The 15,865-nt window shown below is 72.7% G+C and carries 16 protein-coding genes; 7 read left to right on the forward strand and 9 right to left on the reverse strand.

What is annotated here, in order from left to right; genetic code table 11:
- Positions 1–171 precede the first annotated feature (171 nt).
- Positions 172–903: a VIT1/CCC1 transporter family protein gene (locus tag IOD14_RS33445; RefSeq protein ID WP_123988544.1), complete on the reverse strand. Its 732-nt coding sequence runs from the start codon at positions 901–903 to the stop codon at positions 172–174.
- Between the two features lie 273 nt (positions 904–1,176).
- On the opposite strand from IOD14_RS33445, the gene IOD14_RS33450 reads away from it, so the two are divergent.
- The 7 genes from IOD14_RS33450 to IOD14_RS33480 are packed head-to-tail and all read left to right on the forward strand — an operon-like array spanning position 1,177 to position 8,993.
- Positions 1,177–2,274 carry an ADP-ribosylglycohydrolase family protein gene (locus tag IOD14_RS33450; RefSeq protein ID WP_123988545.1) on the forward strand — a complete coding sequence of 366 codons (1,098 nt, stop codon included), beginning with the start codon at positions 1,177–1,179 and terminating at the stop codon, positions 2,272–2,274.
- A complete protein-coding gene (locus IOD14_RS33455) occupies positions 2,271–3,575 on the forward strand; it encodes an ADP-ribosylglycohydrolase family protein (protein WP_249126120.1) in 1,305 nt (434 codons plus the stop codon). Before IOD14_RS33450 ends, IOD14_RS33455 begins: the two co-directional genes overlap by 4 nt.
- A gap of 7 nt (positions 3,576–3,582) precedes the next feature.
- Positions 3,583–4,749, forward strand: coding sequence for an ADP-ribosylglycohydrolase family protein (locus tag IOD14_RS33460; protein WP_212672304.1), 1,167 nt, complete (start codon positions 3,583–3,585; stop codon positions 4,747–4,749).
- Complete coding sequence (locus IOD14_RS33465) at positions 4,737–6,095, forward strand: ADP-ribosylglycohydrolase family protein (RefSeq protein WP_212672305.1); 1,359 nt, start codon at positions 4,737–4,739, stop codon at positions 6,093–6,095. Before IOD14_RS33460 ends, IOD14_RS33465 begins: the two co-directional genes overlap by 13 nt.
- Positions 6,092–6,985, forward strand: a complete 894-nt coding sequence (gene rbsK, locus IOD14_RS33470) for a ribokinase (protein ID WP_123988548.1) — start codon at positions 6,092–6,094, stop codon at positions 6,983–6,985. Before IOD14_RS33465 ends, rbsK begins: the two co-directional genes overlap by 4 nt.
- Positions 6,982–8,172 carry a CoA transferase gene (locus IOD14_RS33475; protein WP_123988549.1) on the forward strand — a complete coding sequence of 397 codons (1,191 nt, stop codon included), beginning with the start codon at positions 6,982–6,984 and terminating at the stop codon, positions 8,170–8,172. The genes rbsK and IOD14_RS33475 overlap by 4 nt, the downstream gene beginning before the upstream one ends.
- Entirely contained in the window at positions 8,169–8,993 is an 825-nt protein-coding gene (locus IOD14_RS33480; RefSeq protein ID WP_123988550.1) for a CoA ester lyase, read from the forward strand. The genes IOD14_RS33475 and IOD14_RS33480 overlap by 4 nt, the downstream gene beginning before the upstream one ends.
- Before the next feature lie 69 nt (positions 8,994–9,062).
- On the opposite strand, the gene lgt is transcribed toward IOD14_RS33480, so the two are convergent.
- From lgt to IOD14_RS33520, 8 genes are all read right to left on the reverse strand, one after another.
- Positions 9,063–10,019, reverse strand: a complete 957-nt coding sequence (lgt, locus tag IOD14_RS33485; protein ID WP_212672306.1) for a prolipoprotein diacylglyceryl transferase — start codon at positions 10,017–10,019, stop codon at positions 9,063–9,065.
- 82 nt (positions 10,020–10,101) lie between these two features.
- On the reverse strand, positions 10,102–10,878 hold the full coding sequence (locus IOD14_RS33490) for a thioredoxin domain-containing protein (protein ID WP_123988552.1): 777 nt from the start codon (positions 10,876–10,878) through the stop codon (positions 10,102–10,104).
- A 115-nt stretch (positions 10,879–10,993) separates the two neighbouring features.
- Entirely contained in the window at positions 10,994–11,812 is an 819-nt protein-coding gene (gene trpA / locus IOD14_RS33495; RefSeq protein WP_123988553.1) for a tryptophan synthase subunit alpha, read from the reverse strand.
- Positions 11,809–13,095: a tryptophan synthase subunit beta gene (gene trpB / locus IOD14_RS33500; protein ID WP_123988554.1), complete on the reverse strand. Its 1,287-nt coding sequence runs from the start codon at positions 13,093–13,095 to the stop codon at positions 11,809–11,811. The genes trpA and trpB overlap by 4 nt, the downstream gene beginning before the upstream one ends.
- 295 nt (positions 13,096–13,390) lie before the next feature.
- Positions 13,391–14,200, reverse strand: coding sequence for an indole-3-glycerol phosphate synthase TrpC (trpC, locus tag IOD14_RS33505; protein WP_123988556.1), 810 nt, complete (start codon positions 14,198–14,200; stop codon positions 13,391–13,393).
- 138 nt (positions 14,201–14,338) lie between these two features.
- On the reverse strand, positions 14,339–14,779 hold the full coding sequence (locus IOD14_RS33510; RefSeq protein ID WP_123988557.1) for a DUF2752 domain-containing protein: 441 nt from the start codon (positions 14,777–14,779) through the stop codon (positions 14,339–14,341).
- A gap of 78 nt (positions 14,780–14,857) precedes the next feature.
- Positions 14,858–15,106 (reverse strand): HGxxPAAW family protein, encoded by a 249-nt coding sequence (locus IOD14_RS33515; protein WP_123988558.1) that lies wholly within the window; start codon positions 15,104–15,106, stop codon positions 14,858–14,860.
- Between the two features lie 101 nt (positions 15,107–15,207).
- Positions 15,208–15,849, reverse strand: coding sequence for a TIGR02234 family membrane protein (locus IOD14_RS33520; protein WP_123988559.1), 642 nt, complete (start codon positions 15,847–15,849; stop codon positions 15,208–15,210).
- Positions 15,850–15,865: the final 16 nt, after the last annotated feature.

The raw sequence follows: 15,865 nt of genomic DNA on the forward strand, positions 1-15,865 counted from the left end.
TCAGATCGGTGTCCGTCGATCCAGGGGGCGGTGAAGGCGTCGTCGCCGACCCCGCGAGTGCGTCGCAAGCGTCATTGCCCGCGGCGCTTACGGCTCATGCCCAGTGGTTAAGCATTCGAAACCAGCGAGTAACGGCTACTTATGCGGCCCAACGCATAAGTAGCGGTCCTCCTATCCTACGGCCGTCCCGAACAAACTGCCCAGGGCGTACGTCACACCGGCCGCCGCACCTCCCAGGGCGAGCTGCCGCAGTCCGCTGTACCACCAGGTCCGCGCGGTCACCCTGGCCACGACGGCACCGCACGCGAACAGCCCGAGAAGGGCGAGCAGCAGGGCGGGCCACAGCGCGGTCGCACCGAGCAGATACGGCAGTACGGGGAGCAGGGCACCCAGGGCGAAGGACCCGAAGCTGGAGACGGCGGCGACGAGCGGCGAGGGCAGGTCGCCGGGGTCGATCCCCAGCTCCTCGCGGGCATGGATCTCGAGGGCCTGCTCGGGGTCCTTCGACAGCTGCCGGGCGACCTCCCTGGCCAGCTCGGGCTCGACGCCACGCCCCACGTACAGGGCGGCGAGCTCGGCCTCCTCGTCCTGCGGGTGCTTGCGCAGCTCGCGGCGCTCCACGTCCAGCTCGGCCTCGACGAGCTCGCGCTGGGAGGCGACGGAGGTGTACTCGCCGGCGGCCATCGAGAAGGCACCGGCGGCGAGCCCGGCGAGTCCGGTCAGCACGATGGTGTTCTGGCCGACGGCCCCACCGGCGACTCCGGTCATCAGCGCGAGGTTGGAGACCAGTCCGTCCATGGCCCCGAAAACGGCGGGCCTGAGCCAGCCGCCGTTCACGTCCCGGTGCGTGTGGTTGTCGCGGTGCGCCTCGTGCAGCGGTGCTTCGACGTCGATGATCGCCATTCCGACCCCCCAGGGAAGCTAAGCCAAAGCTAAGTTTGGACACAATCTAATTCTCAACAACGCTCACAGTACGACGGGGCATTCCCGTCCGCCAGCAAGGAAAGGCTGGGCTAACCTGCGGCTTTACCTTCGAATGCACAGACGATCAGGCTGCCGCTCAGCTGTCGACCGGGTGACGTTGAGCCCTGGGACGCTCAGGTCAACCGCCGATGGTGGGACACATGCGCAAAGGGTTCCGTGCCCCCTGAGGAACCCCCTCCGGAGAGGCCGCGTATGGCATCGATCGCCTGCATTCCCTCGGTCCCGGCGTCCCAGGACGCCGCCGAACTCCGCGAGCGGGCCCGTGGCGCCCTGCTGGGCCTGGCGGTCGGGGACGCCCTCGGAGCCCCCGCCGAGAACATGAAGCCGTCGCAGATCCGCGCCCGCTGGGGCCGTATCGAGGGCTATGTGGTGGACGAGCCGGCCGGCACCGACGACACCGAGTACGCGATCCTCTCCGGCCTGCTGCTGGCCCGCCACGGCTCGGCCCTGACCCCCTGCCATGTGGAGGCGGCCTGGCACAAGTGGATCGCGGACCTCGACGAGGGCCCGTTCCGCGGCGCGGGATTCAGCGAGCGGGGCACGCTGGAGAACCTCCGCCGGGGCCTCGCGGCCCCCATCTCGGCCCAGCACCGCCACGCCTGGAGCGACGGTCTGGCGATGCGGGCGGCGCCCTTCGGCGTCTTCGCGGCGGGCCGCCCCGCGGAGGCGGCCCGTCTGGTGGCGGTCGACGGCTCGGTGAGCCACGACGGCGAGGGCATCTACGGCGGCCAGGCGGTCGCGGCGGGAGTGGCCGCGGCGATGGCGGGCGCCCCCACGATCGCCGTCGTCGCCTCCGCGCTCGCGGTGATCCCGGACGACAGCTGGACGGCGAGGTCCCTGAGGAGGGCGGTGGCGGTGGCCCACCGGGGCGAACGCGCGGTCCGTTCCGCCGTCGTCATCGGCGGCTACCCGTGGACCGACCTGGCCCCGGAGGCGGTGGCCCTCGCCTTCGGGGCGTACGCGGTGGCCGACGGCGACTTCCGCGAGGCGGTGCTCACGGCGGTCAACATGGGCAGGGACGCGGACACGACGGCGGCGGTGGCGGGAGCGCTGGCAGGCGCCACGAGGGGCGCGTCGGCCATCCCCGCCGACTGGGCGTCGGCGATCGGCCCGGCGAAGGGCAGCTGCCTGCCCTCGATGGCGGGCCACCACGTGCTGGACGTGGCGGAGTTGCTGGTGGGCGGCGAGGACGGGAAGTGGGGGACGACCGGTCTCGCACAGGAGTGGCCCCCGCCCGACCCGGACGCCTTCACCCTGGCAGCGGGCGACGCGCCGGGGGCGGACCGATGAGGCCACCGGGGCCGTGGGGCGAGGGCCCGACACAGAATCCGGGCACGGCCGACCCGGCCCCCACGGCGACCCCGTCCACAGCCGCGGCCTCCGACGGCGGTGACACCCGGGCCGAAGGCGAAACCGAGGCCACGGACACGACCCCGGAGCCGCAACCGCAACCGCAGGCAACCCACGAACCCGAGCCCGGTCGAAGAGTCCACGGCCTGCTCCTGGGCCTGGCCGCGGGAGACGCCGCCGGCTGGCCCGCAGCCCGCCACCGAGCCGCCCGCATGCCGACCTGGACCCGCCGCCTCACCCGCGAACTCGACACCTTCGCCGAGCAGAACGCCACCACCACCCTCCCCGTCCCCATCGCCCTCAACCAGCCCCCCGAGCCCCTCCGCCTCGGCCCCTCCGACGACGCCGAATGGGCGGCCTTCACCGCGCAGGCCCTCCTCAGGGCGGGCGACGGCACCACCCTCGGCGACCCGACGAGAGAGCGCCGTACGAGAGCCGCCATCGACCTCTCCTGGAACGCCCTCGCCGCCGAAGTGGCCGCCGCCGCGGACCTCGCCCCGGAGATCGAGTCCGCCGTTCTCCCCCTGCGCGCCCGCATCTCCGTGAGAGCGGGACTCGGCAACCTCGCCACCGGCCTGCGCCCGCCCGCCACCGGCCACGACAACCCCCACTACTTCGACGACGCGGCCTGCGTCAGAGCCTGCGTCCTCGCCGTCGCCCACCCCGGCGCGCCCCGACTCGCCGCGGACCTGGCCGAGTTCGACGCCCGCTACACCCAGGACGGCGACGGGGTGCACGGAGCGCGAGCGATGGCCGCGGCCGTCTCCCTGGCCCTGACCGGCAGCCCCGTCGACGCCTGTGTGAGTGCCGCCCTCGCCGAACTCCCCGAGGAGACGGAGATCGGCCGCAACGCCCGCCACGCCCTGCACCTCGCCCGCACCGCCGGCACCGCCTTCGCCCTGATCCCCGCCCTGGAACACGAGATCGTCGACCACGTCTACAGCTACGGCATCGCGGCCGCCGAAACCGTCCCCGTGGCCCTCGCGCTCGCCACCGCCGCACAGGGCCGCATCGCCGAGGCGATCCCCGCGGCCGCCTGTCTCTCCCGAGTCGCCGACTCCGCCCCCGCCCTGGTGGGCGCGCTGACCGGAGCGTGGGGCGGCGCCGACGCCATCCCCGCCGGCTGGCGGAACACCTGCCGGGAACTCCCCGGCTGCGCCCTCCCCCGTCTCACCGGCACGGACCTCATGGAACTCGCCGAACTCCTGGAAGCCGCACAACCACCCCTCCCAGGAGGATGATTCGGGCATGACGCCCAAAAACCAAGAAAGCAGCCTCCCGGACCGCATCACCGGAGCCCTCGTGGGCGCGGCGGTGGGCGACGCCCTCGGCGGCCCCGTCGAGGGCTACTCCCCCGACCAGATCCTCGAACGCCACGCCGGCCGCGTCCACGGCATCGTCGGCCCCTGGAACGGCGACGCCTGGCGCACCGCCCGCCCCATCGCCCCGTACCACAAGGGCGACGGCCACGTCACCGACGACACCTTGATGACCCACGCGCTGATCCGCGTCTACGACAGCGTCAGAGACCACCTCGACGCCTACGCGATCGCCGACCACCTGGTCCCCGACCTGATGACGAACCCGCGCTGGATCCCGGAACTGGAGGCGGAGGCCCTCCCCCTGCACCGTGTCTTCCTCGCGGAGAAGTGGCTGGTCACCCGCCTCCACTACGGCCACGTCGACCCCCGGGAGGCCGGTGTCGGCAACATCGTCAACTGCGGCGCGGCGATGTACATGGCCCCGGTCGGCCTGGTCAACGCGGCCGACCCGAGGGCCGCCTACACCGAGGCCCTGGACATCGCGGGCGCCCACCAGTCGTCGTACGGCCGTGAGGCGGCGGGAGTCTTCGCGGCGGCGGTGGCCGCGGCGGCGACACCGGGCGCGACACCGGACTCGATCGTGACGGCCTGCCTCTCCCTGGCGAAGGACGGCACCCGTGCCGCGATCGAGCAGGTCTGCGAAGTGGCCGCCCGCCACACGGACTTCGAGTCGGCGCTGCTCCCGCTGCGGCAGGCGGTCGCGCCCTACGACACGGTCGGGCCCGACTACCGCAAGCCCTCCCTCGGCGCCCGCCGCCCCTCCCGGCTGCACACGATCGAGGAACTCCCCATCGCGCTGGCCATGTTGCTGGTGGCCGCGGGCGACTACCGCCACGCCGTCCTCGGCGCGGTGAACTACGGCAGGGACTGCGACTCGATCGCCACGATGGCCGGCGCCCTCTCGGGTGCCCTGGGCTTCCCGGTCCCGGACGACTGGGCCAAGGCGGTCTCCGAGGCGAGCCGCCTGGACCTGTGGGAGCCGGCGGCGACCCTGACCGCCGTGACCCGGGAGATCTTCGAGCGGGACGTGGCCCGGCGCAGGACCCATGAGGCGGCCTTCGCGGACCTCGGAGGCTCGAGATGCTCCGACTGACCTGGGTCCAACCGGAGGACCTCATCGGCCACGAGCTCCGCCAGGCGGCCCAGGACGGCAGGGAGCCGTCGGCGATCGCCGCGAGGTGGCGGGCGGCGGGCGGCCGGGAGGCGCCGACCCGAGCGGGTGCCTCGGCGGAGCCCGCGTCCCGGTACCTGCGGCAGCTCGCGGACGACCTGCTGGACGAACTGGCCGATCTGCCCAGCAGGTTGGCGGACGACGAGCCCACCGACCTCATGAGGATCAAGGACCGCTGCGGAAGGTGGCCGTCGCCCACCCCCGCGGCATCCCCCGGCCGGGCCGCCCTGGAAGCGGCCTGGCTGGGCCGCGCCGTGGGCTGCCTCCTGGGCAAGCCCGTGGAGAAGCTCCCGCTGGAGGCCATCCGCCGACTCGCCGGAGCAACCGGCAACCGGCCCCTGAACACCTGGTTCACGGCGCGGGGCGTCCCCGCCGAACTCCTCGCCGCCCACCCCTGGAACCGCCGCTCGGCGGCGACCTCCCTCGCCGAGAACATCGACGGCATGCCCGAGGACGACGACCTCAACTACCCGCTGCTGAACCTGATGTTGCTGCAGCGCCACGGCAGGCGCTTCACCACCGCGGACGTGGCGGGACTCTGGCTCGACGAACTCCCCGCGGGACGCACCTTCACCGCCGAGCGCATCGCCTACCGCAACCTCCTCCAGGGTCTGGAACCCCCCAGGACGGCCCGTCACCGCAACCCGTTCCGCGAATGGATCGGCGCCCTGATCCGCGCGGACGTGCACGGCTGGACCAACCCCGGCGACCCGGCGGCCGCGGCCGAGCAGGCCCACCGGGACGCCACCCTCACCCACACGGCGAACGGCGTCTACGCGGCGATGTTCACGGCCGCGGTGATCGCCCAGGCGACGGCGACCCCCGACGTCCACACCTGTCTGCGCACCGGTCTCACCGTGATCCCGCCGGACTCCCGCCTCTCCGCGGCCGTCACCCACGCCATCCGACTGGCCGAGGAGCACGACGACTTCGACGAGGTCGTGGACGCGCTCCACGCCACCCACGCCGCGACCCACCACTGGGTCCACGCCGTCCCCAACACCGCGCTGATCGCCGCCGCCCTCACCCACGCGAACGGTGACTTCACCGGCTCCATCTGCAGAGCGGTGAGCGGAGGTTGGGACACCGACTCCAACGGCGCCACGGCGGGAAGCATCGCCGGTCTCCTCGCCGGCGCCCCCGAACGCCTCCCCGACCGCTGGACCACCCCTCTCAAGAACCGCCTGGCCACCTCCGTCGCCGACTTCAACGGCACCGGCTTCGACACCCTGGCCCACCTCACCCACCGGGAGGCTGCCCGCCCATGACCCACATCGCCGTGCTCGGCAGCACGAACATGGACCTGGTCGCCTACGTCGAGAAGGCACCCCGGCGCGGAGAAACCGTCTCCGGCAGGGAGTTCCGCACGATCCCCGGCGGCAAGGGCGCCAACCAGGCGATCGCCGCCGCCCGCGCCGGGGCCACCGTCTCGATGATCGGCGCGGTCGGCAACGACGGCTTCGGCACCCGCCTGCGCTCCACCCTGGAGCACTCCGGAGTGACCACCGACCACCTGCGCACCGTCGAGGGCCCCACCGGCACCGCGCACATCGTCGTCGACGACGAGGGCGGCAACGCGATCGTCGTCGTCCCCGGCGCCAACGGCACCGTCGACCACCTCGTCCCCGGCGACGAGGGCCTGATCGCCTCGGCCGACGCCCTGCTCCTCCAGCTGGAGATCCCCCTGGCCGCGGTCCTCGCGGGCGCGCAGAAGGCCCGGTCCCACGGTGTCCGTACGATCCTCACGCCCGCCCCCGTCCAGCCCCTCCCGCCCGAACTCCTCGCCGCCACCGACCTGTTGGTCCCCAACGAGCACGAGGCCGCCACCCTCACCGGCCGCACCGACCCGTTCGCCGCCGGCACCGCCCTCCTCGACCGGGTCCCGCGCGTGGTGATCACCCTGGGCGCGGCCGGCAGCCTGTATCTGACCCGGGACGCCGAACCCCTCGTCGTCCCCGCCCCACGGGTCACCGCGGTGGACTCCACCGGCGCGGGCGACACCTACGTGGGCACCCTCGCGGTCGCCCTCGGCGAGGAGCGGCCCATCCGGGAGGCCATGGCCTGGGCCGCCACCGCGGCCGCACTCTCCGTCCAGCGGGAAGGCGCCTCGGCGTCCATGCCCTACCGCTCCGAGATCGAGGCCCGGTACACGTCATGACACCTGCACCCCTCTCCGGCCTCCGCGTCCTCGACCTGGCCACCCTGTTCGCGGGCCCGATGGCCGCCACCCTGCTCGGTGACTTCGGCGCGGAGGTCGTCAAGATCGAGCACCCCACGAAACCGGACCCCTCCCGCGGCCACGGCCCCTCGAAGGACGGCGTCGGCCTGTGGTGGAAGGTCCTGGGCCGCAACAAGCGCACCCTCACCCTCGACCTGTCCAAGCCGGGCGGCCGGACCACCTTCCTGAAGCTGGCCGCCGCCGCGGACGTGGTCATCGAGAACTTCCGCCCCGGCACCCTGGAGAAATGGGACCTGGGCTGGCCCGAGCTCAGCGCCGCCAACCCCCGCCTGGTCCTCACCCGTGTCACGGGCTTCGGCCAGTTCGGCCCCTACTCCCGCCGTCCCGGCTTCGGCACCCTCGCCGAGGCGATGAGCGGTTTCGCGGCGATCACCGGCGAACCGGACGCGCCCCCGGTCCTGCCGCCCTTCGGCCTGGCCGACTCCATCGCGGGTCTCGCGACGGCGTACGCGGTGATGACCGCCCTCGCGGCCCGCGACCGCACCGGCGAGGGCCAGGTCGTCGACATGGCCCTCATCGAGCCGATCCTGAGCGTCCTCGGCCCCCAGCCGACCTGGTACGACCAGCTCGGCCACGTCCAGGAACGCACCGGCAACCGCTCCGCCAACAACGCCCCGCGCAACACCTACCGCACGGCCGACGGCACCTGGGTCGCCGTCTCCACCTCGGCCCAGTCGATCGCGGAACGCGTGATGCACCTGGTCGGCCGCCCGGAACTGATCGACGAGCCGTGGTTCGCGACCGGCGCCCAGCGGGCCGCCCACGCCGACGTCCTGGACGCGGCGGTCGGCTCCTGGATCGCCGGACGCAGCCGCGCCGACGTCCTCGCGGCCTTCGAGAAGGCGGAGGCCGCGGTCGCCCCCATCCAGGACATCCGGGACGTGATGGCCGACCCGCAGTACCAGGCGCTCGACACCGTCACCACGGTCGACGACCCCGACCTCGGCCCCCTGCGCATGCAGAACGTCCTCTTCCGGCTCTCCGCGACCCCCGGCGCGATCCGCTGGGCGGGCCGCCCGCACGGCGCGGACACGGACGAGCTCCTGACGGAACTGGGCCTGAGCGAGACCGAGTTGACGGCGCTGCGCGAGGAGGGCGCCGTATGACCGCGCTCACCTGGCTGTACGTCCCCGGCGACCGGCCCGAGATCGTCACCAAGGCCCTCGCGGCCGGCGCCGACATCGTGGTGATCGACCTGGAGGACGCGGTCGCCCCCGACCGCAAGCGGTACGCCCGCGAGGCCACCGCCGAACGCCTCGCCGACCCCCAGCCGACCCCGGTCCACGTCCGCGTGAACGCCCTCGGCAGCCCCGTGGCGACGGCGGACCTGGCAGCATTGGCCCCTCTCCCGGGCGTCTCGGGCCTACGCCTCCCCAAGATCACCGCCCCCGCCCAGATCAGGCACGTCGCGGAGACGACGGCCCCCGCCGGAAGAGGCGCCCCACCCCTGTACGCCCTCCTGGAATCGGCCCTGGCCGTCGAGCGCGCCCACGACATCGCGACGGCCCACCCCACCCTGCGGGGCATCGCCCTCGGCGAGGCGGACCTGCGAGCCGACCTGGGCGTGAGCCACGACGCGGGCCTGGACTGGTCCCGCTCCCGGGTGGTCGTGGCGGCGAGAGCGGCGGCCCTGCCTCCCCCGCCCCAGTCGGTCCACCCCGACATCGAGGACCTGGACGGCCTCGCGGCCTCCTGCGCCCACGGCCGCGCCCTCGGCTTCCTCGGCCGGGCGGCCATCCACCCCCGCCAGCTCCCGGTCATCGAACGGGCCTATCTCCCCACCCAGGAGGAGATCGAGCGGGCGGAAACGGTCCTCAAGGCGGCCGAGGCCGACCAGGGAGCCCAGGCCCTGCCGAACGGCACGTTCATCGACGCGGCGGTGGTGGCCCAGGCCCACCGCACGCTCTCCCTCCTGCACCGCCGCTGAACCGCCCCCCAACGGCAACGAGGGCGCCCCGGAGATCCCGGGGCGCCCTCGTCGACGTACGACCGGCCGTCAGGTCTTCTTCGCGGACTCGGTCCCGGCCTCGGCCTTGTCCTCGGTGTCGGCCTTCACCTCGGCGGAGTCGGCCTCGGCCGTCCCGTCACCGTCGGCGGCCTTCTCCTCGCCGTCGGCCTTCTCGGCGTCACCGTCGGAGGCACCCGGCTCCACCACTTCTTCCCGTCCCGGCCGCTTCCTCGCGGAGAGCACGATGTACGTCACCGCGAGCAGGAACACGATGATCGCGGTCCAGACGTTGAGCCGGAGCCCGAGGATGTGGTGGGCGTCGTCGATGCGCATGTACTCGATCCAGCCGCGCCCCGTGCAGTACGCGGCGACGTACAGCGCGAACGCCCGCCCGTGGCCCAGCTTGAAGCGGCGGTCCGCCCAGATGACGAGGAGCGCGACGCCGATGCACCACAGCGACTCGTACAGGAACGTCGGGTGGTAGTAGCCCGGTACCCGGCCGTCGGTGGAGGACGTGATGTGCAGGGCCCACGGCAGGTCGGTCGGCTTGCCGTACAGCTCCTGGTTGAACCAGTTGCCCCAGCGGCCGACGGCCTGCGCGAGGGCGATGCCGGGCGCGATGGCGTCGGCGTAGGCGGGCAGCGGGATGCCGCGTCGGCGACAGCCGATCCACGCACCCACGGCGCCGAGGGCGATCGCGCCCCAGATGCCGAGGCCGCCCTCCCAGACCTTGAAGGCGTCCACCCAGTCGCGGCCCTCGCTGAAGTACAGCTCGTAGTCCGTGATCACGTGGTAGAGGCGGCCGCCGAGCAGTCCGAACGGCACGGCCCACACCGCGATGTCGGCCACCGTGCCGGCCCGCCCGCCTCGGGCGATCCAGCGCTTGTTGCCGAGCCAGACGGCAACGAAGACGCCGATGATGATGCAGAACGCGTAGCCACGCAGCGGGATGGGACCGAGGTGGATCACCCCGCGCGACGGGCTGGGAATGTAGGCAAGTTCCATGGCAGGGTCGACGCTACCCTGCCGGGCCGGGCCCACGGCAGGCGGCCCGGCAACGGGTCCATAACAGGCGGACCTGAATTCCTTACCCCTTGGCGGCTTCCAGCACCTGCTGCTTCAGCTTCGCCGGGGTCATCGTCTGGTCCTGGTAGATGTTCTTGCCGTCGAGCAGGACGGTCGGGGTGCCGGAGAACCCGCCGTTGCGGAAGGCGGACGCGGACTTGTCCACCCAGCTGTTGTGGGTGCCCTTCTCGACACACGACCGGAACGCCGGGGTGTCGAGACCGTCGACCTTCTGCGCCAGTTCGAGCAGTTTCTCGTTCTTGGCGTAGTCGTCGCTGGTCTCCTCGGGCTGGTTCTCGTAGAGCACGTCGTGGTAGCCCGGGAACTTCCCGAGGTCCTGGGCACAGGCGGCCGCGTTGGCCGCGTTGCGGGAGCCGGTGCCGCCCATGTTGCCGTCGATGATCGTGGCCAGGTGGTACTCGACCTTGAGCTTGCCGGAGCCGGTGAGCTCATGGATCGTCGGGCGGTACGCGGTCTCGAACGCCTTGCAGGCCGGGCAGCGGAAGTCCTCCCAGACGACGAGCGTCGACTTGGCGCCCTCCTCGCCGACCGGGATGGCGAGGCTGTCCTGGCCATTGGCCCCCGAGGGCACCACGACCGGGCCCGAGGCGTCGCTGTCCTTGTCCTTGCCGGAGTTGGCCGCGACGACGCCGATCACCGCCGCGAGCCCCAGGACGCAGACGACACTCGCGCCCACGATCAGCACCCGGCGCCGCTTCTCCGCGGACTTCTGCTTCGCGCGCTCCTCCGCCAGCCGCTCCCGGGCGGTGCGCTTTCCCTCACGGTTCTTCTCGCTCACACCCGCAGAACGAACCGGGGAGGCGCACCGCGCCTCCCCGGCCCCAGGTCCACCCGTTCGAGTGAGCGAACATCGCGTGGTGCCGTGACGGGAACGGCCCGCACGGCCCGCGGTCCTACGCCTGTCGGCGCACGCCCTTCGCCAGCTCACCGGCGAGCGCGCGAACGCCCTCGAGACCGGCCTTGTCGTCCGGCGCGTCCAGCATCAGCTTGACGAAGGCCGAGCCGACGATCACGCCGTCGGCGAAGCCGGCCACCTCGGCGGCCTGCGCCGCGTTGGAGACCCCGAGTCCCACGCAGACGGGCAGATTCGAGCCGGTGGCCCGGGTGCGCTCGACCAGGTCCTGCGCCTGCGCGCCGACCGACTCACGCGTGCCCGTGACACCCATCAGCGAGGCCGCGTAGACGAAGCCGCTGCCCGCCGCGGTGATCTCGGCGAGCCGCGCGTCCTTGCTGCTGGGCGCGACGACGAAGACCGTGGCGAGCCCGTGCTTCTCGGCGTGCTCCCTCCACAGCGCCGACTCCTGCACCGGCAGGTCGGGCAGGATGCAGCCCGCGCCGCCCGCCTCGGCGAGCTCCGCGGTGAAACGCTCGACGCCGTAGCGGTCGATGGGGTTCCAGTACGTCATCACGAGCACCGGCTTCCCGGTGGCCTCGTACGTCTCGCGCACCGTCCGCATCACGTCCGCGATCTTGACGCCGCCGCGCAGGGCGATGTCGTCGGCGGTCTGGATGACGGGGCCGTCGAGCACCGGGTCGCTGTGCGGCAGACCGACCTCGACGACGTCCGCGCCGCCGTCGAAGGCGGCCTTGATCGCCTCGATGCCGCCGTCCACGGTCGGGAACCCGGCCGGGAGGTAGGCGATGAGCGCGGACCGGCCCTCGGCCCTGGCGGCGGCGAGGGTGTCGGTCAACAGCTGGATGTTCCCGCTCACTTGGCGTCCCCCTCGATCTCCGCGCCGGTGCCGGCCTCGTCCGCGGCGACGGCCGCGTCGGTGTCGTACAGGCCGAAGTAGCGTGCGGCCGTGTCCATGTCCTTGTCACCGCGCCCGGACAGGTTGACGACGATCAGCCCGTCCTTGCCGAGCTCCTTGCCGACCTCCAGGGCGCCGGCCAGCGCGTGCGCGCTCTCGATGGCCGGGATGATGCCCTCGGTGCGCGACAGCAGGCGCAGGGCCTGCATGGCCGCGTCGTCGGTGACCGCGCGGTACTCGCCGCGGCCGGAGTCCTTGAGGTAGGAGTGCTCGGGGCCGATGCCCGGGTAGTCCAGACCGGCCGAGATCGAGTACGGCTCGGTGATCTGGCCCTCCTCGTCCTGGAGGACGTAGGAGCGGGAGCCGTGCAGGATGCCGGGCTCGCCCGCGGTCAGGGTCGCCGCGTGCTCGCCGGTCTCCACGCCGTGCCCGGCGGGCTCGCAGCCGATGAGGCGTACGTCGGTGTCGGGGATGAAGGCGTGGAAGAGGCCGATGGCGTTGGAGCCGCCGCCGACGCAGGCGACGGCCGCGTCGGGAAGACGGCCGGCGCGCTCCAGGATCTGGCGGCGGGCCTCGACGCCGATGACCCGGTGGAAGTCGCGGACCATCGCGGGGAAGGGGTGCGGTCCCGCGACCGTGCCGAAGAGGTAGTGGGTGCGGTCGACGTTGGCGACCCAGTCGCGGAAGGCCTCGTTGATGGCGTCCTTCAGCGTGCGGCTGCCGGACTTCACGGCGATGACCTCGGCGCCGAGCATGCGCATGCGGGCCACGTTCAGGGCCTGGCGCTGGGTGTCGATCTCACCCATGTAGATCGTGCACTCGAGACCGAAGAGCGCGCAGGCGGTCGCGGTGGCGACGCCGTGCTGGCCGGCGCCGGTCTCGGCGATCACCCGGGTCTTGCCCATGCGCTTGGTGAGCAGGGCCTGACCGAGCACGTTGTTGATCTTGTGGGAGCCGGTGTGGTTGAGGTCTTCCCGCTTCAGGAAGATCCGGGCGCCACCCGCGTGCTCCGCGAAGCGGGGCACCTCGGTGAGCGAACTCGGGCGGCCGGTGTAGTTGACCAGCAGGTCGTCGAGCTCACGGGCGAACTCGGGGTCGTGCTTGGCCTTGTCGTACTCGACGGCGACCTCGTCCACGGCGGCGACGAGGGCCTCCGGGATGAACTTGCCGCCGAACGCGCCGAAGTAGCCCTCGGCGCTGGGGATCCGACCCTCGGGGTCGGGGATGAAGAACTCGCTGGGCATGACTGGACCTCACGGTGAGTGCGTGAAAAAGACACTGAACGCCGTGGGGGCGGAGAAGTCAGTCGGCCGCGGGACCGTGGTGGCCGGTCGCGCAGTTCCCCGCGCCCCTGAAGGGGCGCTGCCATCGGCGGCCGTTCACCTGTCCGGGTTCGTCCCCGATGACATACCGGACCCGACGGCCGTGCACCCTGCGTGCGGGCGCGCGGCAACCACGGGGGCGGCAGCCGCGCGCGAGGCGGGCGTACCTGTCCGTGGCTGTCGTCGTGAGCGTCATCGGGGCAAGCCTAGCGAAAGATCAGCCGCGCCCGTGGCGCAGTGCGGGATGCTCGCCCGCGGCCACCAGGTCCGACACGGCCGTCCTCGGGTCCTTGCCCGTCACGAGGGACTCCCCGACCAGGACCGCGTCGGCGCCGGCGTTGGCGTAGGCGATCAGGTCGTGCGGGCCGCGGACTCCGGACTCGGCGACCTTGACCAGGCCGGCCGGGATCTCGGGGGCGATGCGCTCGAACGTGCCGCGGTCGACCTCGAGGGTCTTGAGGTTACGCGCGTTGACGCCGATGATCTTCGCTCCGGCGTCCACCGCGCGCTCGACCTCGTCCTCGTCGTGGACCTCGACGAGCGGGGTCAGGCCGATGGACTCGGCGCGCTCGATCAGGGACTCCAGGGCGGGCTGCTCCAGGGCCGCGACGATGAGCAGCGCGAGGTCGGCGCCGTAGGCCCGGGCCTCCCAGAGCTGGTACGAGGTGACGATGAAGTCCTTGCGCAGGACCGGGATGTCCACGCGCGCGCGGACGGCCTCCAGGTCGGCGAGCGAGCCGCCGAAACGGCGCTGTTCGGTGAGGACGGAGATGACCGCCGCGCCGCCCGCCTCGTAGTCGGCGGCGAGGCCCGCCGGGTCGGCGATCGCGGCCAGCGCGCCCTTGGAGGGGCTGGAGCGCTTGACCTCGCAGATGACCTTGACGCCGTCGCCGCGCAGTGCGGCCACGCCGTCCTTGGCCGCCGGAGCCTTCGCCGCGCGCTCCTTGAGCTCGTCGAGGCTGACGCGCGCCTGCCGTTCCGCGAGGTCGGCACGGACTCCGTCGATGATCTCGTCGAGCACACTCACGCGAGCGGCCCCCTTCCAGACGGTTGACAGTTCCAGCGACTGATGAGAACAAGTGGTCACTGCGATGGTATCCGCAGGAGGGCGTAGCCCTCGCATCCGGTTGACGCCGGTCCCACTACCTGGACATTCACCAGTTGATCAAGGATGAAGCCAGCCACCGAACGGCAGGTTCCGGACAACCGTGAAGACCAGCAGCAATGCCCCCGCCGTCCACAGGTGCACCGGCCCGAGACCGAGGTTCAACGGCCGTCCGCGCGCCGCGCGGACCACCCAGACGGTCCACAGCACGGCGAAGCCCAGATAGCCCACAACGGCCGGTGCGTTGTCCTGGAGCGCGCCGAGGAAGTCCCCGTGGACGAAGGCGTGCGCGCTGCGCAGTCCGCCGCAGCCGGGGCAGTAGAGGCCGGTGATGCGGTACAGCGGGCAGACGGGGTAGTGGCCGGGCTGGTTGGGGTCGACGGTCCCCACGTAGGTGAAGGCCGCGGCGACGGCCGCGAGGATGCCGCCCGGGACGGCCAGGCGTCCTGGCAGGCCGTTGCGGGGCAGTACCGGCTGACTGTCTGCGTTCACGTCTGGCATTGTCCCCCGCTCCCGCGTCGAACGCGTGAGGGGCGGCCCCGGCAGTTCGCGCCGGACCGCCCCTCCACGAGGTTCGCGTCAGCTCTTGGCGTCCGCCGACTCGGCCTGCGCGGTGACGAGCGGCTTGTGGGTGTCCTTGGGCATGCCCATCCCCATGGCGCTCATGATCCAGCCGACGACGCCGCCGATGACCACGATCGCCATGCCGGCCCAGAAGCCCGCCGGCTGGGCCATCACCATGAAGGCGCCCGCGACGCAGAAACCGATGAAGGCGATCGTGACACCGGTCCAGGCGGCCGGGGTGTGACCGTGGCTGCTGCCCGCCATTGCTTGCTCCTAGGTGCTGAAGTACGTGATGACTGAGCCGGACGCTCGGCCCCATTGTTCCGCACGCGGGGGCGCGACGTGTTCGGGGGTCGGGAGAACCCCTACGCCTGCGTGGGATCCTCCCCGCGATCGAGCGCCTTCCAGATGTCCTCGGGCCGGTCGGGGTCGACGACAGGGGCCTTGCGACGCGCCCGGGGCGCCCCGTCCCGCTCGTACCGCCCCGACATCGCGGGCCACAGCCGCCCGTACCGAAGGGCCAGCAGACCGGCCAGGAGGATCAGCGCACCCCCCACCACGGCGACGTAGGGCCACGCGGTGTGGCTGAGGGCGGAGACCGTCGCCGAGGTGTCGCCGGAGGCCTTCGCCGCCTGCTCGTCCAGCGCGGACGAGTCGCCGGCGCCGATCAGCGCCGCCACGACAATGCCCGCCCCGGAGAGCGCGAGCAGCGCGGCGACCAGGAGGCGCCCCGCCTTGCGGACGGCGAAGACGGCGACGAGCGCGGCCAGGCCCACTATGGCCAGGGCGGCCGGGACACCGGTCACGTCGCTGCCCTTGGCGGTCAGCGGGAACGCCCCGCCGGCTACGGTCGCGGTGCCCTCGGACCACTGCTGGCGGGTGGCCAGCAGCGCCACGGCGGCGCCGAGCGCGCCGCCCAGCAGGGCGACGGCGAGACTCAGACGTCCGGCCTTGGCGGGTCCGGCGGCTTCGGAACGGGGGTGCGGTACAGCAGTCACGTACCCCACTATCACCCGAACCCCG

It is taken from the genome of Streptomyces sp. A2-16 (assembly GCF_018128905.1).
Lineage (GTDB): Bacteria > Actinomycetota > Actinomycetes > Streptomycetales > Streptomycetaceae > Streptomyces.